The organism is Leptospira biflexa serovar Patoc strain 'Patoc 1 (Paris)' (genome assembly GCF_000017685.1).
GTDB classification, from domain to species: Bacteria; Spirochaetota; Leptospiria; order Leptospirales; family Leptospiraceae; genus Leptospira_A; species Leptospira_A biflexa.
In genome coordinates this window covers 1,657,910-1,683,591 of sequence record NC_010602.1, presented here as the reverse complement: position 1 = coordinate 1,683,591, position 25,682 = coordinate 1,657,910, and the positions used below count along the sequence as shown (strand labels likewise).

Annotated in this window: 26 protein-coding genes; 16 read left to right on the top strand and 10 right to left on the bottom strand. The window is 39.4% G+C overall.

All coding sequences use genetic code 11. From position 1 onward, the window contains the following. Positions 1 to 14: 14 nt before the first annotated feature. The 4 genes from LEPBI_RS07935 to LEPBI_RS07920 are packed head-to-tail and all read right to left on the bottom strand — an operon-like array spanning position 15 to position 3,350. Complete coding sequence (locus tag LEPBI_RS07935) at positions 15 to 614, bottom strand: hypothetical protein (RefSeq protein WP_012388593.1); 600 nt, start codon at positions 612 to 614, stop codon at positions 15 to 17. After that, positions 611 to 1,492, bottom strand: coding sequence for a peptidylprolyl isomerase (locus LEPBI_RS07930; protein ID WP_012388592.1), 882 nt, complete (start codon positions 1,490 to 1,492; stop codon positions 611 to 613). The genes LEPBI_RS07935 and LEPBI_RS07930 overlap by 4 nt, the downstream gene beginning before the upstream one ends. Beyond that, entirely contained in the window at positions 1,489 to 2,925 is a 1,437-nt protein-coding gene (gene argH, locus LEPBI_RS07925) for an argininosuccinate lyase (protein ID WP_012388591.1), read from the bottom strand. Before argH ends, LEPBI_RS07930 begins: the two co-directional genes overlap by 4 nt. Further along, on the bottom strand, positions 2,922 to 3,350 hold the full coding sequence (locus LEPBI_RS07920) for a heme-binding domain-containing protein (protein ID WP_012388590.1): 429 nt from the start codon (positions 3,348 to 3,350) through the stop codon (positions 2,922 to 2,924). Before LEPBI_RS07920 ends, argH begins: the two co-directional genes overlap by 4 nt. A 95-nt stretch (positions 3,351 to 3,445) precedes the next feature. Here LEPBI_RS07920 and LEPBI_RS07915 point away from each other — a divergent pair, with 95 nt between their 5' ends. The 3 genes from LEPBI_RS07915 to LEPBI_RS07905 all read left to right on the top strand — a co-directional run bounded on the left by LEPBI_RS07915 (position 3,446) and on the right by LEPBI_RS07905 (position 5,837). Further along, positions 3,446 to 3,901 (top strand): NfeD family protein, encoded by a 456-nt coding sequence (locus tag LEPBI_RS07915; protein WP_012476260.1) that lies wholly within the window; start codon positions 3,446 to 3,448, stop codon positions 3,899 to 3,901. Positions 3,902 to 3,994: 93 nt separating this feature from the next. After that, positions 3,995 to 4,915: an SPFH domain-containing protein gene (locus tag LEPBI_RS07910; RefSeq protein ID WP_012388588.1), complete on the top strand. Its 921-nt coding sequence runs from the start codon at positions 3,995 to 3,997 to the stop codon at positions 4,913 to 4,915. A gap of 1 nt (position 4,916) precedes the next feature. Continuing rightward, a complete protein-coding gene (locus LEPBI_RS07905) occupies positions 4,917 to 5,837 on the top strand; it encodes an SPFH domain-containing protein (RefSeq protein WP_012388587.1) in 921 nt (306 codons plus the stop codon). Between the two features lie 17 nt (positions 5,838 to 5,854). Here the strand turns inward: LEPBI_RS07905 and LEPBI_RS07900 are convergent, their stop codons facing one another. From LEPBI_RS07900 to fliN, 3 genes are all read right to left on the bottom strand, one after another. After that, the gene (locus LEPBI_RS07900; protein ID WP_187148074.1) at positions 5,855 to 6,322 is read right to left on the bottom strand and encodes an RNHCP domain-containing protein; all 468 of its coding nucleotides are present in this window, start codon (positions 6,320 to 6,322) and stop codon (positions 5,855 to 5,857) included. A gap of 190 nt (positions 6,323 to 6,512) precedes the next feature. Next, positions 6,513 to 6,968, bottom strand: a complete 456-nt coding sequence (locus LEPBI_RS07895; RefSeq protein ID WP_012388585.1) for a GNAT family N-acetyltransferase — start codon at positions 6,966 to 6,968, stop codon at positions 6,513 to 6,515. Positions 6,969 to 7,006: 38 nt separating this feature from the next. Further along, entirely contained in the window at positions 7,007 to 7,525 is a 519-nt protein-coding gene (gene fliN, locus LEPBI_RS07890) for a flagellar motor switch protein FliN (protein WP_012388584.1), read from the bottom strand. Between the two features lie 86 nt (positions 7,526 to 7,611). On the opposite strand from fliN, the gene LEPBI_RS07885 reads away from it, so the two are divergent. The 4 genes from LEPBI_RS07885 to LEPBI_RS07870 all read left to right on the top strand — a co-directional run bounded on the left by LEPBI_RS07885 (position 7,612) and on the right by LEPBI_RS07870 (position 11,052). Then, positions 7,612 to 8,862, top strand: coding sequence for an AAA family ATPase (locus LEPBI_RS07885; RefSeq protein ID WP_411711773.1), 1,251 nt, complete (start codon positions 7,612 to 7,614; stop codon positions 8,860 to 8,862). Between the two features lie 122 nt (positions 8,863 to 8,984). After that, positions 8,985 to 9,818 (top strand): flagellar-coiling protein FcpB, encoded by an 834-nt coding sequence (gene fcpB, locus LEPBI_RS07880; RefSeq protein ID WP_012388582.1) that lies wholly within the window; start codon positions 8,985 to 8,987, stop codon positions 9,816 to 9,818. Positions 9,819 to 9,837: 19 nt separating this feature from the next. Then, positions 9,838 to 10,332 (top strand): zinc ribbon domain-containing protein, encoded by a 495-nt coding sequence (locus LEPBI_RS07875; RefSeq protein WP_012388581.1) that lies wholly within the window; start codon positions 9,838 to 9,840, stop codon positions 10,330 to 10,332. Between the two features lie 3 nt (positions 10,333 to 10,335). After that, positions 10,336 to 11,052 (top strand): RsmE family RNA methyltransferase, encoded by a 717-nt coding sequence (locus LEPBI_RS07870; protein ID WP_012388580.1) that lies wholly within the window; start codon positions 10,336 to 10,338, stop codon positions 11,050 to 11,052. Here the strand turns inward: LEPBI_RS07870 and LEPBI_RS07865 are convergent. Beyond that, entirely contained in the window at positions 11,042 to 12,607 is a 1,566-nt protein-coding gene (locus LEPBI_RS07865; RefSeq protein WP_187148090.1) for a hypothetical protein, read from the bottom strand. The two genes, LEPBI_RS07870 and LEPBI_RS07865, sit on opposite strands and share 11 nt — an antisense overlap. A 186-nt stretch (positions 12,608 to 12,793) precedes the next feature. Here LEPBI_RS07865 and LEPBI_RS07860 point away from each other — a divergent pair, with 186 nt between their 5' ends. From LEPBI_RS07860 to metW, 3 genes are read left to right on the top strand one after another with little or no spacing between them, the layout of a single operon-like run. Then, on the top strand, positions 12,794 to 14,098 hold the full coding sequence (locus LEPBI_RS07860; protein ID WP_012388578.1) for an O-acetylhomoserine aminocarboxypropyltransferase/cysteine synthase family protein: 1,305 nt from the start codon (positions 12,794 to 12,796) through the stop codon (positions 14,096 to 14,098). A gap of 8 nt (positions 14,099 to 14,106) precedes the next feature. Next, on the top strand, positions 14,107 to 15,243 hold the full coding sequence (metX, locus tag LEPBI_RS07855; protein WP_012388577.1) for a homoserine O-acetyltransferase MetX: 1,137 nt from the start codon (positions 14,107 to 14,109) through the stop codon (positions 15,241 to 15,243). Then, positions 15,240 to 15,857, top strand: a complete 618-nt coding sequence (metW, locus tag LEPBI_RS07850) for a methionine biosynthesis protein MetW (RefSeq protein WP_012388576.1) — start codon at positions 15,240 to 15,242, stop codon at positions 15,855 to 15,857. Before metX ends, metW begins: the two co-directional genes overlap by 4 nt. A gap of 342 nt (positions 15,858 to 16,199) precedes the next feature. Here metW and ilvA read toward each other — a convergent pair whose 3' ends face one another. Next, positions 16,200 to 17,432: a threonine ammonia-lyase IlvA gene (gene ilvA, locus LEPBI_RS07845; RefSeq protein WP_187148073.1), complete on the bottom strand. Its 1,233-nt coding sequence runs from the start codon at positions 17,430 to 17,432 to the stop codon at positions 16,200 to 16,202. A 317-nt stretch (positions 17,433 to 17,749) separates the two neighbouring features. After that, positions 17,750 to 18,598, bottom strand: a complete 849-nt coding sequence (locus tag LEPBI_RS07840; RefSeq protein ID WP_002974229.1) for a flagellin N-terminal helical domain-containing protein — start codon at positions 18,596 to 18,598, stop codon at positions 17,750 to 17,752. 236 nt (positions 18,599 to 18,834) lie between these two features. On the opposite strand from LEPBI_RS07840, the gene ispH reads away from it, so the two are divergent. From ispH to LEPBI_RS07810, 6 genes are read left to right on the top strand one after another with little or no spacing between them, the layout of a single operon-like run. Then, complete coding sequence (gene ispH / locus LEPBI_RS07835) at positions 18,835 to 19,782, top strand: 4-hydroxy-3-methylbut-2-enyl diphosphate reductase (RefSeq protein ID WP_012388574.1); 948 nt, start codon at positions 18,835 to 18,837, stop codon at positions 19,780 to 19,782. Positions 19,783 to 19,798: 16 nt separating this feature from the next. Further along, the gene (locus LEPBI_RS07830) at positions 19,799 to 21,406 is read left to right on the top strand and encodes a sensor histidine kinase (RefSeq protein ID WP_226992911.1); all 1,608 of its coding nucleotides are present in this window, start codon (positions 19,799 to 19,801) and stop codon (positions 21,404 to 21,406) included. Between the two features lie 48 nt (positions 21,407 to 21,454). Continuing rightward, a complete protein-coding gene (locus LEPBI_RS07825; RefSeq protein WP_012388572.1) occupies positions 21,455 to 22,735 on the top strand; it encodes an ATP-binding response regulator in 1,281 nt (426 codons plus the stop codon). Positions 22,736 to 22,746: 11 nt separating this feature from the next. Next, complete coding sequence (locus tag LEPBI_RS07820) at positions 22,747 to 23,112, top strand: response regulator (protein ID WP_012388571.1); 366 nt, start codon at positions 22,747 to 22,749, stop codon at positions 23,110 to 23,112. Positions 23,113 to 23,114: 2 nt separating this feature from the next. After that, complete coding sequence (locus LEPBI_RS07815; protein WP_012388570.1) at positions 23,115 to 23,486, top strand: STAS domain-containing protein; 372 nt, start codon at positions 23,115 to 23,117, stop codon at positions 23,484 to 23,486. Further along, a complete protein-coding gene (locus LEPBI_RS07810) occupies positions 23,486 to 25,681 on the top strand; it encodes a chemotaxis protein CheA (protein WP_012388569.1) in 2,196 nt (731 codons plus the stop codon). Before LEPBI_RS07815 ends, LEPBI_RS07810 begins: the two co-directional genes overlap by 1 nt. The last annotated feature ends 1 nt before the right edge of the window (position 25,682 follow it).

Here is a 25,682-nt window from a genome sequence, read left to right as displayed (position 1 = left end):
TCCTTCTTTTTCCCTTAGGCTGTTCCTAATTTAGCTTCGTCCAGGATGTAATTGGCAATTCGAATGAGTCTTTCCATCACGGATCCCAATTTTTTGTATTGGTAATAGTTTTCCCTTTGTTTGTCCAAATGTGGTTCTATGAGCGCCACCGTTTTGGATGCCAGTTTCAGGTTTTTGATTTCGTTTTCCGTCACGCCATATAGGTTCGCTTCCGAGACAAATCGATTCAATTCTTTCACTAAACTTTCATCGGTTAAATCTTGGATCTCAAAGACTTTCTCAATTTTTAAGATAAAATCGGTAAGGGTCCTTTTGATTTTGGCTTCTTCTTCTGTTGGCCTTCGTTTGGCGGTGACTTGGTTTAAGGCCTCATATTTATCCAATGCGGTTTCATACAATTGGTTCATCTTTGCCTTTTGGCCTAAATTGAAGCTAATAAAACTAAGTAGTCCTACGAAGGTATCTGGGTAACGATTGATCCCACCAATTTCATCCAATGCATTGGCAAAGGCCTCTTCATTGTGAGGGACAGTCATAATGAATTTTAACACAGGTTCTACGGAAGAACCCGATGTGTATTTTTGAATGACTTCTATGCCTTCTGAGTAGTTCATTGCCTTTTATCTAAAATGAGAACCTTACGAATGGTTGTTTGAAGATTCCCCTTTTCAATGATTCGGTCAAGCACATCATACCCTGTGATTAAAAAACCAAACACTGTATGAAGTCCATCCAAATGAGGAGTGTCAACTTGGTTGATAAAAAATTGAGAACCATTTGAATTCGGGCCGGCGTTTGCCATCGCAAGAGCACCACGGGTAGCTTTTTTACTTGGTACAACTTCGTTAAAACGATATCCCACTCGGTATAGGACTTCCAAAACTGGTAACTCCATTGCTTCCTGGTATGCTTTTTCTACTTCAGTCCTTTTTTCCTCAAACTCTTGGCGAGACTTGATATTGAATTCAGATAAAACGGCTCTTTGTAATTGTGCTTGGTATTGGGGAGCATCTTTGACCTTCAATTTATCAAGTCCCAATGCCTTTCCATTGATTTCATCCTCGAATTGAAACCCAGGCCCGCCTGTACCGTCGCCTCTCGGGCATCCGCCTTGGGCCATAAAATTTTCAATCACTCGGTGGAATTTGAGTCCATCATAAAATGGTCGTCTTTCGGAACCTTTTTCTGTTCGAAACTCTTTCTCACCTTGTGCCAGATCGATAAAATTTTGTACGGTTTTGGGTGCTGCCGTGTCATACAATTCAACCACTAGATCCCCTTGTGTGGTTTGGATCACAGCATAGATGGCAGGTTTTTCCGGTAGTTTTACTGTTGTTTGGTCAGCACGTTTTACCAATACTTTTGTAGGTGCATAGGTAACTGGTTCATACGTGATTTTTTTAAAAGTTTGGTCACTACAGAAAACGGTTTGGCTTAACAAAAGAAGTGCCAGTGCCAGAGATTTGATACGGGAAAAGAAAAACTGTTTCATATTGTTTTTTTACCTTTGGATTCTATTTGTTTTAATTTTTTGGTCAATTCGTTTAACTTGGCTTTCGCTCGTTTGATTTGTTCTTTTTGTCTTGGGAGTGCGGTTCCGCCAAACACATCTTTTTTGTCACAGGAAGTTTCTAGAGAAATGGCAGCTTCGTATCCTGGGTCAGTTAATACGGCATGGATTTGGCCTCTTTCCCCACTCGGGATGGTAAATAAATCATAACCTTTCATAGAACAATGTTTCACAAGTTCGCCTACAATTTCATGGGCCGATCGGAAAGGGATTCCTTTGGCACTCACAAGCCAGTCTGCAAGATCAGTCGCTGTCGAAAAACCATTGCGTAAACTTCGTGTTGCATTTTCTGGAAAAATTTGGATCCCTTCCACCATATCACGGATTCCTTCCGTACAAATTTTGATTTGTTTCACCGTGTCGAAGAGAGGGATTTTGTCTTCTTGGAAGTCTCGATTATAAGAAAGAGGTGTTCCCTTTAACATCACAAGAAGGTGAGTGAGGTTTCCAATCACTCGGCCGGCCTTCCCTCGAATCAGTTCTGCCACATCCGGATTTTTTTTCTGCGGCATGATCGACGAACCAGTTGTTAAATGGTCAGGCAATTTAAAATAACTGAATTCTTGGGAAGTGTACAATATGATTTCTTCACAAAACCTTGAGGCATGGACCATAAACTGGGAAGAAGCAAATAAAAATTTAAAAATGTGGTCTCTTTGGCTTACGGCATCCATTGAATTCTCAGACATTCTTGCCAGATTCAAATCCTTTCTTAAATACTCCCGATCGGTTTCATAATTGACTCCAGCGAGTGCACCAGAACCTAACACGAGCTCATCGGCTCTTTCAAAGGCAGAATAAAAGTCTTCAAAGTCCCGCACATTGGCCCAAAAATGTGACAAAAAATAATGAGACGCACGGATAGGTTGTGCAATTTGTAAATGGGTGTAACCAGGAATGATGGTTTTTGTATGGGCTTCTGCTTTTTTTAACCAAACCGTTAGGAGATCATATACCAATATTAAAATCGAATGCATTTCGGATTTGATGTACAATCGAACGTCTTGTGAGACTTGGTCATTTCGACTTCTACCTGTGTGGAGTTTTTTTCCTAAATCACCTAAAAGTTCCGTTAGGCGAGATTCGATCGACATATGAATGTCTTCGTTTTCAATTTTAAATTCAAATTTCCCAGAATCGATTTCTTTTTTGATTTGGCCAAGACCCGTTTCAATTTTACGTTGTTCTGATTCCGAAAGGATTCCGATCCGCCTCAACATTCTTGAATGAGAAATGGATCCTTCGATGTCATGGCGATAGAGTTCCTGATCAAAGCTGATTGATTCACCAATGCGGATCATTAGCGAAGATGGTGCTGCATCAAAACGCCCACCCCATAATTTTTTTTCTTTCATTCCGAATCCTCACTGAAAGCGTTTGCCCAGTTTTTTAAGATTTCTTTGTCCTTTTCAGACAAATTGGCACTAGGGTGTAAAAGGAGATAATCCTTGGGTGGCATTTCGCCTTCGTCCACCTGTTCCCATATTTCGTAGATTTTTTTCTTTTGTTTTCGTTCGGCCAAACTTCCAAACTCGGAAAAATTCAGTTCATCGCGACCTTCTTGGACATGGTTTGTGACAAGGTAAGAAACAGGAAAAACATAGGAGTAAAAAGGCCAAACAGTTTCGTTCGAATGGCAATCATAACAACTTCGTTTGAGAATGTGTTTCACATCTTCAGAAGTGGTAATCTCAGAGGTGACAGGAGGATTGTCTCGAGGAACAGGAAATACTTGAAGGAAGAGGAAAACAGAGAGTAACAAATACAAAATTCGTTTCACACAAGACAGGTTCTTTTTCCTATCCCTTGAATCAAAGTATTATTTTTCTTGCCATGAAGCGATCCAAGAGGTCTATTCACTTAGAGGTTCACACATTGGATTTGATTTTGGCAAACACTCCCTACCTTTGGATTTTGGTAGGAATCATCTTACTTTTTTCTGAATTCCTTCTGCCTGGAACCTTTGTCATGTTTTTAGGAGTTGGTGCCATTTTCACTGGGATCGTATCCCGTTTGGTTCCGATGGATTTTTATTCTGAAATCATCGTCTGGGTCGTGTCTAGTTTTGTTTCCATTTTACTCGGTGGTTCCCTCATCAAAAAATTTTTTAAATCAGAATCGAGTGTGGATCCATTTGTAACAGATGATTTTTTGAATCAAATTGTTCCGGTCGAAATTGATGTTTTGGTGGGTCGCCATGGTGGAAAAATTAAATTCCAAGGGACATTATGGGATGCCATTTCCAAAGAATCTAAAATTCCAAAAGGGGAATATGTGCGAATCTTATCCCGTGAAAATCTTACCTTCACAGTAGAAAAAGTAGATTCATAAATGGGAGCTTTCATTTTTTTTAAGATCCAATAAAAAAACCCTTTTCTCTTTTGAAAGTCCATGTACTTTCAATCGTCACAGAGGAGGAAACTTATGAACGAAATCGTCATAATTGTATTTTTGGCAATTGTTTATATCATCAAAAAGACAATCATCATCGTACCAGAACAAAGTGTTTTTATCAAAGAAAGATTAGGGGTTTTGAATGGAGTTTTAAAATCGGGATTTTATTTTATGATCCCTTTTGTCGACCAAATCCGTTACAGACAAAACCTGAAAGAACAAACCATCGACATCGACCCACAAGTCTGTATCACAAAAGACAACGTTTCTGTGGAAGTGGATGGAGTTTTATATCTCAAAGTCATCGATGGCGAAAAGGCTTCTTATGGGATTGATAACTTTATGTTGGCGACCACACAACTTGCCCAAACCACACTTCGATCAGAGATTGGTAAACTCATCTTTGATAACCTACTTTCAGAACGTGATGAGATCAATGGTCGTGTGGTTTCCAATATTGATCGTGCGACAGACCCTTGGGGGATCAAAGTCACTAGGTACGAAATTCGTAACATCACCCCTCCCAAACAAATCTTAATCGAAATGGAAAACCAAATGAAATCGGAACGAGAACGCCGTGCCGAGATCACGATCTCCCAAGGAGAAAAGGAATCCCGAGTGAATCACTCCGTTGGGGAAAGACAAGAATCCATCAATATCTCCGAAGGGGAAAAAATCAGATTGGTGAATGAGGCAGACGGCCGTGCCCAAGAAATCACACTCATCTCCAATGCTACAGCGAAAGGTTTACAACTGATTTCAGAAGCCATCAGCAAAAAAGGCGGAAAGGAAGCGGTGAGTTTACAAATCACACAAGAATACTTGGATGCCCTCGGCCAAATCTTAAAAACATCCAAGACAACCGTTGTACCAGAAACGTTAGCCAATATTGGTGGGGTGTTTGAAGGACTTTCCAAAATCACAACCAAAATCCCACAGGTAGGAGAATAATATGGAATTTGTTTATTTAGGTTTTTGGACCGCTGTTGCCATTTATGTAATTTATAAAATCTTTCGATGCATTCGCATCATACCTGCCCAAGATGTTCTCATTGTCGAACGTTTGGGAAAGTATTCACGTTCCCTTCGAGCAGGATTTCATATCCTCATTCCGTTTATCGATCGAGATGCGTATTACCACACTTTAAAAGAACAATCCATCGACGTACAACCGCAAATTTGTATCACCCATGATAACGTACAAGTGAAAGTGGATGGAGTGATTTACTTAAAGATCATCGATCCAGTTCGGGCCTCTTATGGTATCGAAGACTTTCAATTCGCAGCCATCCAACTAGCACAAACCACAATGCGATCGGTGATTGGAACCATGGAACTCGACAAAACGATTGGTGAAAAAGATTTGATCAACTCAACGATTGTCGCCGCCATCGACCAAGCATCAGAACCATGGGGGATCAAAGTCAATCGTTATGAAATTTTAAACATTGTACCACCCAAATCTGTGTTAGATGCTATGGAGAAGGAAAAAAAGGCTCAAATTGCAAAACGTTCCCAAGTCCTTTTGTCGGAAGGCGAAAGAGATTCAAGGATCAACCGTTCTCTCGGTTTCAAAGAAGAAGCAGTGAACAAATCCGAAGGGGAAAAACAACGGAGGATCAACTCTGCTGAAGGAAAGGCAACAGAGATTGAAGCTCTGGCCGTTGCGACTGCCAAAGGGATTGAAGCCATCGCTGGTGCCATCTCTGACCAAGGCGGAGCGTCTGCGATCAAATTACAAATCACAAAGGCCTTCATCCAAAACTTCCTCCATGTGGCTAAAGAGAGCACAGAAATTCTCATCCCAGCGGATGTTATGAATTTACCAACCCTCATTGCCAACCTAACAGAGTCTAAAAAACCGAAGGCATAAATTTTCGCCTAACCAATCTAATCCGGTGGATCTCCCACCGGACTTTCTACAAACAATCGAAAACTTGGTTTGGCCATGGCTTGGGCTGCGAGTGACAAAAGTAATGCTTCATTATCATCCGGACCAATCCGATTGGCATGGATGACCCCGCAACCCTTACAACGGTGCAAAATCACCCATTCCCCTTTTCTCACCCAAATCGAAATGGCTTCCATTTTACTGCCACAGGTTGCCTTTCGGTCACCTGGCGTATTGTCCAAGTGGAGGCTTGTCAGGCAATTGGGACAATGGTTCCTCTGGTCTGTTCCATAGCCTGGAGGGAAGACCATCTGTTTGCATTCCACACAACGGAACTCTTCCGTATCGGACCGGTAACGATGCGATTTACTTTGATTCGAGGAGAATTGGATTTCCTCGTCTTCCTCTTCAAAACGTCTTTTTTGGGAGAATTTTTGGAAATTTGTTTGGTCATGTTTACGTGACATATCCAGTTTTTGCGGCAAAACAAAAAGAGGTACCAAAACAGTGGATGAGTGGGAATAGACCGCCTGCGAAGAGATAGCCGCCTCCTAATAAAATTTAGGCGGGGTATCCAAAACAAGTTCACCGTTTAGGCGGTCTACACAATGGCTAGAATGAACATATAAAACAAATTGTGAATTGGAAGGGATGGAGTCAAGGAGAATTGTTTGTCAATTTTTTACAAAGGAAGTAACAATTTTGGCCTTCCGGATAGTTTGGAATTTGGCCCACTTCTTCATATCCAAGTTTTAAATAGAACTTAGGAGCTTGGAATCCAAAGGAATACCCAAAGATAAGAGTGGCACCTAATTTGATTGCTTCCGATTCAATCTCCTTCAAAAGTTTTGTCCCTAAATCTTGCCCTCGTTTATCTTCAGCGACCCAAAGCAGTTGGAGGTTTAGTCCCTTAAAGAACAAATAACAAAGGGAGGCAGCAATGAGCGTATCTCCTTCTTTTACGAGGATGGCAAAAAATTCTTTGGATTCGAGTGATTTGTCACCTAACTTAGAAATACTATATTCATGTAAACGTAACCATAGGTCTTCTTGTAACGAGTCAGTTGGATTTGTGATTCGCTCGATTGTGTATCCGTGTCCGATCGGTTCCAATTGTTTCCTATCCTTCTTCCGGTAAAAAAGAGATCACCTTATAAAAACGCAGGCCCACCCAATCGTTCCATTGGATCTACAATTTGTGTGATTTGTACCCCGTAATAATCATCGAGGACGATCAGTTTCCCACGACCAACGAGTTTGCCATTGGCTAAAATGTCTAATTCCTCTCCGATATTTTTATCGAGTTCCACAACAGTCCCTTCTGAGAGTTGTAACACGTCTTTAATGAACATCGTAGTCCTTCCAAGTTCAATTGTGAGTTGTAAGGTAACATCGAGTAAAAGATTGAGATTTGCCGTATTATTCCCAGAGCTAGATTGGGATTTGGATTGGGATCTGGAAGGGGCAGGTGTCGCGCTTGGGCCAAGGGCTGCTGCTATGTCGGCAAAGGATGGACCATTATCGTCCCCACCACCACCGCCAACGAGCGCATCGAGGTCGTCCAAACCGCCACCACCTCCGCCAGAACCACCACCCGCAGGTGTGCTTCCGCCGCTAAATCCGCCGAGTAGTGCGTCAATGTCTTCTTGTGATAGTGAACCTTCACCCATAATCCTACAACCTCTACATTCTATTCGTCGGAGGAAACCAAAATCCTTCCTTGAAAAAAAAGACAATCTTCCCTATTTTGTTCCTTATGTCCAATTCCCCAACCCCACTGGATTTTTTTAAGGCAAAAGATTTGTTTGCAACAGAGCTCAAACAGACAAATTACCAATTCATTCAAGAAAAAGAGGAAACGGTCTTTCGGTTCCGCCAGGAAGCCGTGGGGAAAGAAAAGATCTTCGATTGTCTTGGTATTGTTCGGAATTACATCGAAAATTTCCGAATTTACAATTTTGAGGAAGGGTATGTAAGCTTACAAACTTTAGGTGAAAATTTATTTGAACCGCAGAAAAACTTAAGTTCTCGATTTCGGATTCGTTTTTCCTTCAAATCCGATCTGAAAGTGGAATGTTCCAAATTGGGAGATTTTTCCACAAAAGAAATCCAAACCATCATCCACCTCTTCCAATTCTTAAAACTGGAAGGAGGATCCACAAAAGATCCGCGGTCCATTTTGGAACCTCTGGGTGTGGAAGTGTATGACCCCATTCTCGAAAGGGCAAAAGGGAATGAACTCGGATTTGATTCCGTTTTTGGGTACGATGGAGTTAAGGAGCAAATTTTAGAAAGTCTTGTCTTTCCCCTGCAAAGACCAGAACCATTCCTAGAGATCACTAAACTCACAAGGCAAAAACCGACAGGGAACCTACCTCGGGCCGTCCTCTTTGAAGGGGAACCGGGAGTTGGTAAAACCAGTATGGCAAAAATTGTTTCTCATTTATGCTCCGTTCCTATGGTCTATGTTCCCATTGAATCCATTTTGAGTAAGTATTACGGAGAATCATCCCAAAACCTGGCGATGGTCTTTGATGCAGCGGCCCTCTTTCCCAAATGTATGTTGTTTTTAGATGAGATTGATTCGCTTGCGACCTCTCGAGAAGACGGGTTGTTTGAAGCGACTAGGAACTTACTAAGCGTCCTTTTGCGCAAACTGGATGGATTTGCTGAAAAAACAGGAACCATCACCATTGGGGCCACCAATCGGAAAGAGGACCTAGATTCGGCCCTCCTCTCCCGATTTGACCGAAAAATCCATTTTCCCCTCCCCAACCGAGACGAAAGGACAAAGATTCTGGAGGGTTATGCCAAACAATTGGACAAAAAAGAACGGGAACAAATTGCCGATTTGTTAAAAGGAGCCTCTGGAAGGAATCTCAAGGACTATTGCGATTATGTGGAAAGGCGCTGGGTCACACAGAATTGGAACCGTTTGGAACAGCTCGTAGCTCCCACCCTTCCATTTTATTTGGAATCCTTTTCAGATTTTGGATGGAAACACTAAAAAGAGAGTGATTCAGCTTCAATCTTCCCGAGGATTTTACCGATACTTTTTACAGGATATTTGTTTACGCCCATGGGTCGTACTTTGGTATCCTCAAATTAACCTTTTAGGAAGATTCGGACATGAAAATAAAATTAATTCTCCCCATTTTACTACTTAGCATTGGGGTTTTCGCTCAAACTGGTAGCTCGGAAACTGGCTCTACTTCTGCTGGAATCGATCCTTCTCAATCAGGGAAATCGATGGCAGATACAGAAAAAGAACTCGATGACAATATCTCTGAAGTGAACAAACGCCTTCGCTTACATACTGTACTTTTTAAAATGAAAGTAAGAACCCTTCCGCACAAAACTGTCCTTTACAAAGGAAAACCAAGTGCCGATGGGGAGCGTTGTGAAGCTGCAGACAAACAAGAAGCACAAGACAATACTTGTTTGCACCTGGAAGTGTTTGATTTCGTAGGAAGTGAAGATGGAAAGTCTTCTAAAAACTTAGGTGCAAAATTCAAAAAGATGGAACTCTTTTTTGAAGGATCGAATAACGCAGATCCAGACCCAAGAAAAGAACAACCACGTAACTTAACAAAAATTAGAACTTACATTTACCAAAACAATTTTCTATTAGAAGACAAAGTGATTTCTGTTATTGCTGACGTGGCTCCGAATGGAGAACCAGCACATAATGATAAAATTGAACTCTTTTACCAACATGATGATTACCCAGTATGGGGAACTCCAGAAACACCTTCTGAAAAAGGAGTTGGAAAGTACATTTTATCAAATGTTGAAAATACAAAATCGAATCCAATTCGAAACAATTTCAAAAAACAATTCTATTTCAAAAACTTAGATTATTTTGATAAATTGTTCACAAAAATCTTTGATTATAATGACCGTGATTCCAACAAACATTATAAAAAGAACGTAGAAGCATTGAAAGGTTCTTTGAAATACTAAGAACATTACAGGTTCTTAATTGAATCGCGTTAAACAATGTCCGAATTGTTCCACGATGTTACGGTTCCCTGATACTCAGGGAACCATCTTGGTCCAATGCCCCGTATGCTCTCACCGTTTTACGTTTGATCCCGATTTAGAATTGGATACAAAAAATAGTTCCAGAGAACAAGATCTCCCTTCCTTTCAGTTCCAACCATCCCTTCAAAACTATAAAGATTTAATTTTGGATCTATTGTATGCACCTATAGATTATCTAAAATCAAAACAAACCAAAGGGAAAAAAGAGATTCCATGGATTCCTATTTTGCTTTTTTCCATTTTGTTATTATATGTTTGGAAATGGTCTCTTTCCAATGTTGAAACCGGGATCGTGATTCCACCGAATGAACCAACATTCGAAGATAACTCTCCAATGGAAATCCCACCACCAATCTTTCAAGAACCCGAGATCCAATCACCTAACGAAGATACACCCAATCCAACGATTCCAAAACCAAACTTTGAGATTTAAAACTTGAATTGGATCATTGTTCGTGAAGAGGAATTGAACACAGAGAAGATTGTATCCCTACGAGACAAACGCCACCAACATATTAAATCCATTTTAAAAAAGAATCCTGGTGATTCTCTGCAAGTGGTGATTCCTAATTTAGGAAATTTTTTTTTCCGCATCATCGAAATCCATGAATCCTATTCCACGCTGGAGAGAGAAAAATCATTACAAACAGAATTAGAACCCCTTCCTATCCATTGTTTTTTTTCCCTTCCTAGACCTCAAACGGCCAAAAAAATCCTACACCTAGCAGGTGCCTACGGGATCCAGAGTTTATCCTTTTTTGCCACGGAAACAAAAAATAAGGAATATTGGACTTCGCCTGTTTATACAAAGGAATGGATTGATTGGATAGAGACTGGTATGAGCCAAACAGGGAACAACCGAACTCCAAAAATTATTTTTGGACAAAATCAAAATTGGAAACCGTATTTAGAATCGTGGCAAGGAGAGGTAATTGTTTTGGATCGTATGGGTGATCTGGATTCGAAAACGATGGCTCAATCGATTGGTAGCGAAAAACAATCCCTATTTGTCTTTGGACCTGAATCCGGTTGGAAACCAGATGATTTGGATTTTTTTTCAAAGAGAAAATATTTACTCCATACACTTGGCAGGATCAACCTGCGAACTGAATTTGCTTTCTCTTCGCTTTTATATCTACTTTTTAAAAACTAATTCCACCAGAAACAAGGAATCGAATTTCATCGATACTGAGGAAAGACTTTTCACTGGAATCTAAGTAATACTTTCGATAATTCTGAACTCTTAATACGATAGGTCCAAATGCTTTCGAGATTTCGGCTGCTGCTTGCGTATTGTTATCGATATCGAATGCCTTCCCTTGCGAATCAAAACCTTTTTTGGTATAATAAAATGACATAAGAAAAGATGATCCAAGAGGAATATATGCCGCAGCAAATACTCGTTTGTTTCCTTTGAGACCGTAATCTTCCACGGCAAACTCAAAACCCAAATGGTAAAAATTTACATAAATCGTATGATAATATCCAGTCACTTTGGCATTGGATTGGTTATCTAAGTAATCGTATTTTGGTCGTATGGGAGCTGAAATGGGAAATTTTTGAAACCGTTCCACTTCATAAAAACTATCAAAATACATTGGAGCATAATTTGCAGTCATCTGACGAAATTCCGGTTTTAGTATGATGTTTAAATCCTTAGTTCCTAAGCGAAAAATACTTCCGTAGTGAGCCCCTTGTGCGCCGTCGAGTCCCTTAATTTTATTAAAATCTACGTAGGGTGTAAATTCCACAAATGGAAGGTTGAGAAGTCGGTATTCTATGTCCATACCTTCAATCGATGCTCTAGTCACTTCTGTAGTTTTCGGATTGTCTAATTTTTTTTCTGTAACCGGCGATCCATTGGTATTGTATGCCATTTGTACGGGAGCTTGTCTATCCCAAGCTTGGGTATAACCAATCGTTAAACGATTGTACCATGGATCGTTGTCGACAAGTTCCATCCTTGAGTCTTTGCTCATCGGTCGAATTTCTTTTTTACGAAGTTCTTCGGCTTTTTTCTTTTGGATTTCTTCGGAACCTGCTTCTTCCTCAACACTGAGTCGCCCCGATTCATCAAGTACATTCCCTCTTAGGTTCATTAAATACACTAAGTCAGAGGACTTATCAAATAAAGAATAAAGTGATCTTCCAATGGCCAAAGGTTTGATATAAACCCTTGCCGCGTTCACTTCAAAGTTTACTACAGAATTGGCAAAGTATTGAACTCCACCATAATCGGTATTCAAATCAGCCATAACTCCAGGATTATAGGAATCAAACCTAGAAGAACTTTGGTATTTATTAACAATGGTTCCGTGACCAATATATCCATCGACCATCTTACCTGTGTAAGCCGAATACGTCACTTTTCCTGGAACTTGTTGGTTATAGGTTCCGTATGATATATAATTTAATACGCGGGAATAGTCATTTCGACTATTATAATCCATTTCACGGATTTTACCCGCTTTGCTTTCTAATTGAAGGGGTTCCTTGTCAACGGCAAGGACGTTTATCGGAAGTGAAAAAGAATAACCAAATTGGCTACCATGATTGAATGTAAAATTGGGAGATACATACCCATAATAATCTTTCTGAAAACTGGAACCACCTGCATCAAACTGTAATGCAGAAGCCCTTCTCGATTCAGTGCCAGTGGGAACCCAAACCTGTCCCTGGACAGACGGAATCAGGCAAAGGAATACCAAAAGAAGACATAGGTAACGAGAATAGTGGCCCACGATACGTTCATTATCGTATTGTTTTCCCTAGAAAATAAGAAATAATCTCTTTGGGACAAATCCAATAAAACAGATATTTATTCTATTTTATTGGAGATTTTATTGACAAATGAGAATGCGAAAGGATAGTGGACGATACCATCGGGGGAATCTATGCCACGCCAATACAAACCAGAAACCATCGCACTTCACGGAGGCCAAGAGCCTGATCCAACCACTACGTCAAGAGCGGTCCCACTTTACCAAACGACATCGTATGTTTTCAAAGATACAGACCATGCGGCCAGGTTATTTGGGCTCCAAGAGTTTGGAAATATTTATACCAGACTCATGAATCCAACAACGGATGTTTTGGAAAAACGTGTGGCAGCTTTAGAAGGTGGGGTGGCAGCACTTGCGACCGCTTCTGGCCAAAGTGCTGAAATGCTTGCCCTGTTGAATATTGTAGAAGCAGGTCAAGAAATTGTCGCCTCTTCTTCGTTATATGGTGGAACTTATAATTTACTCCATTATACATTTCCAAAATTAGGAATCAAGGTTCATTTTGTAGACCCATCCAACCCAGAAAATTTCAAAAAAGCATCGAATGATAAAACACGTGCCTTTTATGCTGAGACATTAGGAAACCCAAAATTAGATACACTTGACATAGCAGCCGTTAGTAAGGTCGCAAAAGAAGTTGGTGTACCACTTGTGATCGACAACACAATGCCTTCTCCTTTTTTAGTGAATCCTCTCAAACATGGAGCAGATATTGTTGTTCACTCATTAACGAAATTTTTAGGAGGCCATGGAACATCGATTGGAGGCATCATCATCGATGGTGGTAGTTTCAATTGGGGGAATGGCAAATTTAAAAATTTTACGGAACCAGATCCTTCCTACCATGGACTTAAATTTTGGGATGTGTTTGGGAAATTTGAACCGTTTGGTGGAGTGAACATTGCGTTCATTCTAAAGGCTAGAGTGCAAGGATTACGAGATTTAGGACCAGCGATTTCTCCATTTAACGCATGGCAAATTCTACAAGGTGTGGAAACACTCCCCCTTAGAATGGAACGCCACTCCCACAATGCATTGAAAGTAGCAGAATTCCTACAAAAACATCCTAAGGTCGAATGGGTGAATTACCCTGGTCTACCGACTGACAAAAACTACGCTACTGCGAAAAAATACCATGAACGTGGACTATTCGGTGCGATCGTAGGTTTCGAAATCAAAGGTGGTGTTGAGAAGGCAAAAAAATTCATCGATGGTTTGGAACTATTTAGTCTCCTTGCTAACATCGGTGATGCGAAATCACTTGCCATCCACCCGGCATCAACCACCCACCAACAATTAACAAGTGAGGAACAAATCTCGGCTGGTGTCACTCCTGGGTTTGTGAGACTCAGTGTCGGTTTAGAAAATCTAGACGACATTCTAGTAGACTTGGAAGAGGCATTAAAAAATATCTGATTAAAGACATGCCTACTTCAGAACCAAACGATTTTTTTCATGGATCCGTAGGCATCGTACAGACTCAGGTAGCCACGTTTGACTCATTAACACTTGAGGGGGGTGAGACCATCACTCCTCTTGAGATTGCTTATGAAACCTATGGCACTCTCAATCAAAAAAAAGACAATGCTATCTTAGTATGTCATGCTTTATCGGGGGATGCACATGCCGCCGGTTTCCATGAAGGTGACAAACGACCTGGTTGGTGGGACTATTACATCGGTCCAGGGAAAGCCTTTGATACCAATCGATACTTTATCATTTCCTCAAACGTAATTGGGGGTTGTAAAGGTTCCAGTGGCCCTTTGAGTACAAACGGGAATACGGGCAAACCATTCCAATCTACGTTTCCTTTTGTTTCCATTGGAGATATGGTCAATGCACAGGAAAAACTAATTCGTCATTTCGGGATCCATAAACTATTTGCCGTTGCTGGCGGTTCGATGGGTGGTATGCAAGCCTTACAATGGTCAGTTGCTTATCCTGATCGTCTGAAAAATTGTATTGTTATGGCCTCTTCCTCCGAACACTCAGCACAACAAATCGCATTCAATGAAGTGGGTAGACAGGCAATTTTGTCTGATCCAAATTGGAACCAAGGATTATATACTCAAGAAAAACGACCATCTAAAGGATTGGCACTGGCTCGGATGATGGGTCACATAACATACCTTAGTGACGAAATGATGCGAGAAAAATTTGGTCGTAAACCTCCTAAAGGAAATATACAATCTACAGATTTTGCCGTTGGAAGTTATTTGATTTACCAAGGAGAATCTTTCGTAGACCGATTTGATGCCAATTCTTATATTTATGTAACCAAAGCTTTGGATCATTTTAGTTTGGGAACTGGTAAGGAACTTACGAAAGTATTATCCAAAGTTAGGTGCCGATTTCTCGTGATTGCTTATACATCTGATTGGTTGTATCCACCCTACCAATCTGAAGAAATTGTAAAATCTTTGGAAGTGAATGCGGTTCCAGTGAGTTTCATTGAATTGAATAACCCAGCAGGTCACGATAGTTTCCTTTTACCAAGCGAAGAGCAAGACTCAATTTTACGCGATTTTTTAAGTGCAACCGATGAGGGAGGTTTCTTTTGAACATCCATACAAATGAAACACTCGGTTTGGACTTAAAAAATAGACCAGACATTTCGTATATTGCCAATTTAATCAAACCAGGCGAAAGAGTTTTAGATTTGGGTTGCGGTTACGGCGAACTGATGTTAATTTTAAAAAACAAAGGAGTCCGTGTCCAAGGAATTGAAAAGGATGATAAATGTATCATCCAGTGTGTAAAAAAAAGTTTATATGTACACCATGGTGATATCGATGATGGACTGAAACACCATTTGGACCATAGTTTTGATTTTGTTATTTTAAACCAAACCATACAACAAACTTTAAACCCAGGAAATATCATTAAAGAATGTTTGCGAATCGGAAAACAAGTCATCATTGTTTTTCCTAATTTTTCCCATTGGCAAATACGTACTTCAATTTTACTGAGCGGGAAAACACCGGTGACTGACCTCATGCCATTCCATTGGTATGATACACCTAACCTACATTACCTTTCAGGAAAGGACTTCGAAGATTTTTGTGAGTTTGAACGGATTAAAGTTTTGCACAGAGCTTTTTTTAATCGGACAAGGCAAATCAAACTTTTTCCCAATTTATTTGCGACACTTGCTTTGTTTGTGATTCGAGCGTAATATAGATAACGATTTTTTTAAAGGCAAACAGTTCGCTTGGGATCGGTAGGTATATTATCCCCGCCCGTATCGAACTGGGTGGGGTTATCCACCCGCCACCCAATACGACCTATTTACCACAGATCTCAAAAAGAAGAAATCTCCATTCGAAAGCTCAAAATATTTTTTGTAGAAAAGTTCATATTAATACAAAAACCCGGCAATCACTCCGGGTTTTTAGCTGTACGGCGATCATAGGATCAATACCAATATCGATCAAAATTCATTTTCCTTTAGACAAATCAAAGAATTTCAACGAAAAGATAGGAAAAACAAAAACAAGTTTTTAATTTAACTTAAGTCTCAAATGAGATATTCAAATAAATTTTCATCTTGGTTGATCAACGTAAAATTCAATCGATATTCTTGCATACGGATGAGTAAATTTTGGAAATCATCTTTTGATTTGAGTTCAATTCCAATGAGCGCTGGCCCAGATTCTTTATTATTTTTTTGAATGAATTCGAATCTCACGATGTCATCATTGGGTCCTAATATTTCATTTACAAATTGTTTGAGGGCTCCTGGCTTCTGAGCAAACCGAACAATGAAGTATTGTTTAAGACCTTCATAGAGTAACGATCTCTCCTTGATCTCTTGCATACGATCAATATCGTTATTCCCTCCACTGAGAATACAAACAACCGTTTTGCCACGTATGGATTCTTTATAATCGTCTAAGGCAGCGATACTCAATGCTCCCGCTGGCTCACTTACGATCGCATCAAGATTATATAAATTTAATATGGTGGTACAAACCTTTCCTTCTGGCACGAGGCAAAGGTCATGCAAAACTGATTGGCAAATTGGAAACGTAAACTCACCCACTTTTTTTACAGCAGCTCCATCGACAAATTTATCAATTTTCTCCAAGACAATTGGCTTGCCTGAGTGGAAAGCTTCTTTCATGGAAGGAGCCCCCATCGGCTCAGCTCCAATGATTTTTGTTTGTGGGGAATGAATTTTAAAATAGGTTCCCACTCCGGCACAAAGTCCACCACCTCCAATCGGCAAAAATAGGTAGTCGATACGATCCAATTCGAAAAGAATTTCCTTTGCAACCGTCCCCTGACCCTCCATAATCTTATTATGATCAAAGGGAGGGATAAATGACATTTTGTTTGTATTCGCATAGTCTATTGCTTCTTTTTGGCATTCATCAAATGTATCACCGACTAATCTAATTTCGATGAATTCACCACCAAACATACGTACCTGGTTGATTTTTTGTTTTGGTGTCACTTCTGGCATATAAATTTTACCATATAGTTTCAAAAGATTACAGGAATAAGCGACGCCTTGCGCATGGTTTCCGGCACTCGCACAAACAACACCATGTGATCTTGTTTCCATGGGTAAACTTTGGATCATATGATACGCACCGCGGATTTTGTAAGATCGAACCACTTGGAGGTCTTCACGTTTGATGAATACCTTGGCACCATAAAGGTCGGATAACCTAGAATGATACTCTAAGGGAGTTTTTTTCACAATAGGTTCTAAGATTTTATAAGCAGAATCGATATCTAATTTCATGGGGAGGTACGTTCCAGTTTGTCTCAAGTTTCCCAAGGAACTCATTCTTTACCAATGAAAAATATATTCACTAGAGAACCGATAATTACGATCAGCATACAATTAAAAATTCAAATGTTCTCAGTTAAAACCAGGTTTCTATTTTCGATTTTTAAATGCAATCATGATGAGGAATGGATCGGTGTAGAATGATGGGAATCGTTGGAAGAAAGAGACAAAGTATTTGTGGATCGGATTAAGGTCTAAGAAAGAAAAATCGAGAAACCAAAGGAAGGGCCCCAACCACCCTGCCCTGGCCTTTAGTTTCTCTTATCCTATTACTGGAGCAATCTCATCACTGACTGAGACTTCATGTTTGCTTGCGCAAGCATTGATGTAGCAGCCTGAGTTAAGATTTGGTATCTCGTGAAGCTGGTCATTTGTTCAGCCATGTCAGTATCACGGATACGAGACTCAGAAGCTTGTGTGTTTTCATAAGCATTCATAAGTCCTTTCGCAGCATGCTCCATACGGTTGTAATAAGCACCAAGGTCAGCTCTTTGTTTAGAGATCACTCTTAGGGCATCATCACAAAGTCCGATCACGGAGTTTGCTTTTCCTGCAGTCGAAAGAGAGATGAAAGTAAGAACCGTAGGGTTTCTTAATCCCAATGCCGCAGTGTTCATTGTTTCAATGTACACGCGCTCTCTTTGGTGCATGTTAGCTCCAATATGGAACCACATACTAGCAGTTGGGTTGAGTCGAGCAAACGCTCCTGTAAGCAGTTTCATTTTATTGAATTCTGCTTGAGAAGCAATACGATCGATCTCGTCCACTAGCTGTGAAACCTCGACTTGGATCTGTTGTCTATCTTCTTCCGAGTAGATACCGTTCGCAGCTTGCACCGCGAGTACACGAACACGTTGAACGATTTCGTGTGTTTCTTGAAGATATCCTTCCGCCGTTTGAATGAGGGACATACCATCTTCAGTATTCTGTTCTGCACGTCGAAGACCAGCAATCTGAGTTCTCATTTTCTCAGACACTGCAAGTCCAGATGCGTCATCTCCGGCTTTGTTAATACGCATACCAGAAGACAACTTTTCGATATCTTTGCTCAGGTTCGCGTCGTTAGACTTCAAAGTTCTGTGTGCAAAGATCGCACTTACGTTGTGGTTGATAATCATCCGGGTTCCTCCTTGAATCCGTTCTCTCACCGCTCTGGCTTTCGCCAAAACCCAAGAAATTGATGAATTTTCGAAGAGGCCATCCTTGGCCCTTTCAAGATAAGGATCGGTCATTCTAGTAGGGAGGATAATAGGGAAAATGAAATAAAATTTGAATAAAAATAGAACTTCCCCTTTTCTAAAATATGTCCTAGGAATTCTATGGAAATGGATCCTAGTGAAAAGGAAGGTTTTTCGTGCTAGAAACGATTTATTTAGCAAACCCACGCGGTTTTTGTGCAGGTGTCAAATATGCAATTTCGTATGTGGAACAAGCCTTCCAAGAAAATCCAGACACGCCACTTTATGTACGAAAAGAAATTGTCCATAACCAAAGAGTTGTGGAAGAAATGAAAAAAAAGGGAATTCGCTTCATAAGCGAACTCTCTGAAGTTCCCGATGGTGCCACAGTCGTTTTTTCTGCACACGGGGTTTCACCCGAAGTCGTCAAGGAAGCAACCGAACGAAAGATGAAAATCGGTGATGCCACCTGCCCCCTTGTGACTCGAGTCCATAAAAAGGCACGTAACATTCGTGATACGCATCAAATCATTTACATTGGTCATAGAGGCCATGATGAAGCGATTGGTACCATGGGGGAAGCAGAGATGTTTCTCGTAGAATCACCAGAAGATGTTGAGAATCTGAAAGGGAAAATCTCAACTGAAAAAGCACTCACCTATTTGATGCAGACCACTCTCTCTGTTGAAGATACAAAAAACATTGTCAAAAAAATTGAGGAAGTTTTCCCTTTTGTCGAGCACCCCCAAAAAGATGACATCTGTTATGCGACAACAGAACGCCAAGATGCTGTTCAGAAAATGTTAGGATCCGTTGATGCCATGCTCGTCATTGGTGCGGAAAATTCTTCCAACTCCGTAAGACTCTGTCAACTAGCGAAAAAAACAAGACCCGCTAGTTTTCAAATTTCAAAAAAGGATGATGTAAACCCCAAACATATCATCGAATCGGGGATTAAAATTTTGGGGATCACGGCAGGGGCATCTAGCCCACAAGTTCTCGTGGACGAAATTGTGGAAGAGATCCTAAAACATTTTCCAAATGCAAAAGTATCCCTATTTCCGGAAAGCAGGGAAGATACCATGAGTTTCAAACTTCCCAAAGAACTACTAAAACAATATTAATATGATAGAAGACCCGATGTCATTATTTCAGGCCTCGCTTGAGGGAAATGACTCGGGAATCGCCATCTTAGTCATTGACGTTTCTCAAAAAAAGTATGAAATCCTTCTCAAAAACTCCATATTTACCTCATTAGAAACTGAATTTGAATTTTCTTTTTTTCTAAAAAATAAAATTGAACGGAATGATTTTCAAACGGAAATCATTTATAAAACAGATGGTAAAATCTTAGAAACATCTTTTGGTCACTTTGCTTTTCATGGAGATTCAGAAGGAAAACAATATTCCAAATTTTTTATCCGCGATATCACGATCAAACAAAAACAAGAAGAAGAAATCGCCTGGAGACTTCGTTTTGAATTAGGTGTTGCTTCTTCCATTCAAATCCTCATACAAAAACCATCCATTCGGGAAAGTTTGCCACAGGCTCTGTATCAATTATTGTATTTTACAGAAATGGATTCCATTTTTTTCTTAAAAAACATTTCAAGTGGAGATAAAGACCTATTCGAAATTTGGGTGAACGAAAGGAAATCAACTGATTACCCACTGTTATCTGACAAATTCAAATCATTGGATTGGAAATCACAAGGTTTGAATCGTTGGATCCATAAGTTAAAAAATGGAAAAGTCATATACCTAAAAAAAGAGAAAGCCTTACCAAAAGAATTATGGTACTTTGAAGAATCAAAAGCAGAAACGATTCTTTTTATTCCAGTCAAGTTTGAAAATCATTTTTTAGGCATTATGGGTTTTCAAAAGTATACTCCCAATTTTGTCATCCATCATGAAAATTTACTGATTTACCAAACAGTCAGTCGATGGATGGGATTATTTGTACAAAGAGATTTAGACTTAACTGAACTCAATCGATATAAATCTACCTTAGAATCACTGATCTTAGAACGAACGTTAGACCTTAGCCGCACCAAAGAAGAATTAGAACGTGCTTATAAAGCCAAAACAGAATTTTTGGCCCATGTCAGCCACGAACTTCGCACTCCACTCAACTCCATCATTGGATTTTCGAAACTCATCCAATTGCCTGAAAACGATATCACAGGAAAAGAATACTTACAATACATCTATTCTGGTGGAACAAGACTTCTCAAAATGATCAATGAAATTCTGAGTTTAATGAAAATTGAATCAGGCCAACTCAACCTTCAAATTTCCGAATTCAAACCAGAAGAAATCGCTCGGCAATCTTTAGAATTAATCCAACCTCAAGCTGATGCAAAAGGGATGGAAATCCGGTTCTTTCCTCCCATCCAGTCTAAAAACATTCGATCCGATGCTGGGAAAATCCAACAAATCCTACTCAATTTACTTTCTAATGCGATTAAATACGGAGACCATTCTTATGTCGAATTCCATTGCGAGTGGATAGAGGGTAGAGTTACCTTTTCTGTGCGAGATTTTGGACCAGGCATCACAGAAGAAGACCAAAGTCGAATCTTTCATAGTTTCACAAGATTAAACGATGATGGAAAGATTGAAGGATCGGGTCTTGGTTTGTCAATTTCACAGGGATTGGCTGAAAAACTTGGTGGAAATATCGAACTCACATCGTTATGGGGGGAAGGTTCCACATTTATACTCAAGATCCCTGAAAATATTAAATAAAGGTATTGAATGGATTAGAAATATCGAATAGAATTTCCGATATTCTATATGGTGGAACCAATCGAACCAACAAATCCGACTGTTTCAAAAACAGAACACTTACGTAGACCGAAGGAACCGATTTTAATCATCGAAGATAAACGAGAAAATCAAGTTCTTTTAGAAGGAATCTGTAAGCGAATTGGAGCAACTTACGAAGTTGCTGAAAATGGAAAAATCGCTCTAGAAATGGCTAAAATGAAGTCGTTTAGCCTCTATTTGGTGGATCTGATGATGCCTATCATGGATGGCAAAACTTTCATCACTGAACAAAGGAAAATCGAACCACGCGCTGTATTTATCGTCCAGACAGCCATTGATCAAACAGAAGAAATCATCGAAATCATGAAAATGGGAGTTTATGATTATTTAATCAAACCCCTCCACGTAGAAATTGTAGCAGACCGTCTGGAAAAAACATTAGAATACGTCTATTTAAAAAGAATGGAAGCAGTTCTCATCGACGAAGAATCGAAAGAATTAAAAAGCCAACTTGAATGGCTCAATTATAAAGAATCCCATCGTAAAACAAATGAAGTCAACGCAGAACTGAATTCCATTCTAAACTTAAAAACAACCTTGATGCAAGGGTCTGGCATAGGAGCAATGACTACTATCATTGACTCTATTGAGACAATCAAAAAAGCTGAAAACGGAAATTATCTCATTCCAAAAGAGTATTGGGATATTATTTCAGAGAATCAAGAACACAACAAATCATTGTTAAAAGGTCTGGATTTGGCTGTTGAAACTATACAATCGAATCTAAAGCTAAATAAAATCTCAAGTGATAACTTACTTTCAATTTTACCTGAAATCGTAAAAGAATTTCAATTGGAGATGGAGGAAAAGGAAATCAAAGTGAACCTACCGGTTGTCAAACAAACGGTTAACTTAGAACTAGATTTGAATTCATTGAAAACCATCCTACATGAAATTTTTACAAATGGATTAAAGTATTCAAAAACCAAATCCAATTTTGATATTTTTGTCACATTTGTGGATGGGTATTTTTGTTTATCTGCGAAAAACAATATCATTGAAGATGATTATGCGAAACACCTTCTCCATTCTGAAAAAAAATTAGTGGAACCATTCTATCGAATACACCCACCTGTTGAAAGTTTTTATAAGAAAGAAAAATTTAGCCTTGGACTAGGATTAACAATGGTTGATTTTTTATTACACAAACATAACGGAATGTTTTTTATCAGAAATGCAATCGATCATACCACAGAAATCAAAGCATCGTGCGTGATCGCTGAAATTTTTCTCCCAATCCAAAATTAAAGGAAAACCAAATGAATAGAAAAATCTTAATTATCGATGACTCGGCAGTGTTTCGTAAAATCATTTCTGTCCATCTAAAAAATGCAAACTTTGATCTCATTGAAGCTGGTGATGGCTTAGAAGGTTTAAAACAACTCGAAGCAAATGCTGTGGATTTGATTGTTTCTGATATGAATATGCCCAATATGGATGGAATTAGTTTCATCAAAAAAGTGAAGGAAAATGCAAAGTTTAAATTCACTCCAATCATCATGTTAACGACAGAATCGCAACCGGAAAAAAAACAACAAGGAATGGATGCTGGTGCAAAGGCTTGGCTTACCAAACCGTTTTCTCCCGAAGAACTTTTGGATACGATTACAAAATTATTACCATAGAGATGGAACCGAATCAAACGATTGTATCATCCAACGAAGGAACGAGTATCCAGTGGACAGGATACCTCACTGTGCCTTTTATCAAAGAATGGTATGATTTGGCTAATCATTGGGATTTTCCAAAAGGCAAAAGAACCAAACTTGATTTAAATGGAATTGAAAGAATCGATTCCGCAGGAATTCAGTTCTTAATTTTTATCAAAAAAAGAAGCCACTCCAAACACCAAGTGTTGGAACTCACCAATCACTCTTTACCTGTTTTAAAGGTACTCGATTTACTTGGTCTTGTCTCTTTTTTCGGAGATCGGATCAAAGTCAAAAAAGAACATTCGAATGAAGTCGAATTTCGTTACGGGACAAGGAAAGTATCTTAATGGATTTAACGGAAGTCATCGATGCCTATTTAGTCGAATCTGATGAACTCCTAAGAGAGATGGAGGTCATTTTACTTCGTACGGAATCCTCTCTTCCAACCGAAGACGATATGAATGCTATTTTTCGGGCTGTGCATACGATCAAAGGTACAGCTGGCATGTTTGGATTTGATTCTACTGTTTCCTTCGCTCATGTCGTGGAAAATCTCTTAGATGAATTACGTTCCAAAACCATCCCTTTCCAAATTCCACTCACCGAAATTTTACTCAAAGCAAAAGACCATTTGTCTTATTTAGTTTCAGAAGAAACAAGAGGCAAAATTTCTTCTGACAAATTATCATTTGGTCAAAACATCTTAGACGAGATGAAACCATTCTTACTCGCAAGTGTCGCTCCAAATCCGATACAGAACCAAAGTTCCAATGAATCTGTTGCAGAATCAAATACAACAATTCACCATCAATCAAACTTGGAACAAAAATCCGAGAACGATTCAAAAAACAGTATTTCATCTTATTTGATTTCTTTTCGACCCAATCAAAATGTTTTTTCACATGGTCTTGATCCCATTTCATTCATTGGTTATTTGAAAAAAATTGGAACGATACTTTCGTTAAAAACGATAGAACAATTCCTACCAGAAGGAAACGAATACGATCCTGAAAATTGTTATTTGGGATTTGAGATCAATTTTAAAACTGATAAGGATTTAGAGACAGTTCAAAAGGTTTTTAATTTCATCGAACAAGATTGTTTTTTGCATATTTACCCACCCGGTTTTAATGTGTTAGATCTTGTTGATCTATCAAACCAACTCCCAGAAGAAGAAATTTTTCTGGGGAACATATGGAAAGAGATTCAAATCCTAAATGATGAAACGTTTCTTCTTTATTTAGAAGAAATCAAAATAAGAAAGACTGGCATTCCATCCACTGCTCTCGCTCATACTGACTCCCATACAAATTTAAAAACCAAAATCACTCCCGAAATTCCTGAACAATCGAAAGAAACGCAAAAGTCCATGACGATCAAAGTGGATTCAAAACGTATTGATAATTTAATCAATCGTGTAGGGGAACTTGTGGTCTCTTGTGCCAATATGAACCAACTAATAGGCGATTCAGATGATTCAAATTTACAAGAGTCATCTCAAATGGTAATACGCCTGTTAAACGAAGTTCGCGAAATTTCTCTCAAATTAAGAATGGTTCCCATAGGTGAAAGTTTTCAGAAGTATTCAAGAATTGTCCGCGACTTAGGAAAGGATCTACAAAAAGACATTCGACTGATCACAGAAGGTGATGAAACGGAACTTGATCGTAATATCGTGGAAAAACTTAGCGATCCCCTCACCCATCTCGTTCGGAACGCATGTGACCATGGTTTGGAACTCCCTGAAGATCGCCTAAACGTTGGAAAACCAAAACAAGGAACGATTCGACTCAATGCCTACCATGAAGCTGGGAACGTGATCATTGAAGTTTCTGATGATGGCAATGGAATTTCCAAAGAGAAGGTTTGGAAAAAAGGAATTGAGAAAGGCCTTGTTACTGGCGAAATACCTGACTCTGATGAGGAAGTTTACAAACTTTTATTCCATCCAGGTTTTTCGACAGCTTCCCAAATTACCAATGTTTCAGGGAGAGGTGTCGGACTTGATGTAGTTTCTAAAAACATAGAAGCATTGCGAGGGACAATCACAGTAAAATCAACTCCTAGTCAAGGCAGTCGTTTTATTCTGAGATTACCTCTCACACTTGCGATCATTGAAGGATTTTTAGTCGCAGTAGGAAAAAGTCACTTTATCATTCCTATGGAAATGGTTCTTGAGTGTTTACATTTTTCTGATGATCATAAAACAGAATCGAATCAATTCTTTGCTCTCCGAGGGAATCTCATCCCCTTCCTTCGACTTAAAGATTATTACCCTTGCGAGTCTGAAGAAGAGGCCTTTCGGGAAAATATTGTCATTGTTCGCAATGGTGAAAAAAAAGCAGGGATCGTTGTAGAAAAACTCTTAGGTGAATACCAAACAGTCATCAAACCTATGGGTTCCGTCTTTCGTCATGTAAAAGGTGTCAGTGGGTCTAGCATCTTGGGTGATGGAAATGTAGCACTTATCATAGATGTTCCTTCTTTATTTGAAAGAACGATCACAGTTGAAAATCAAAAATTATTGAATCACAGAGGTTGAT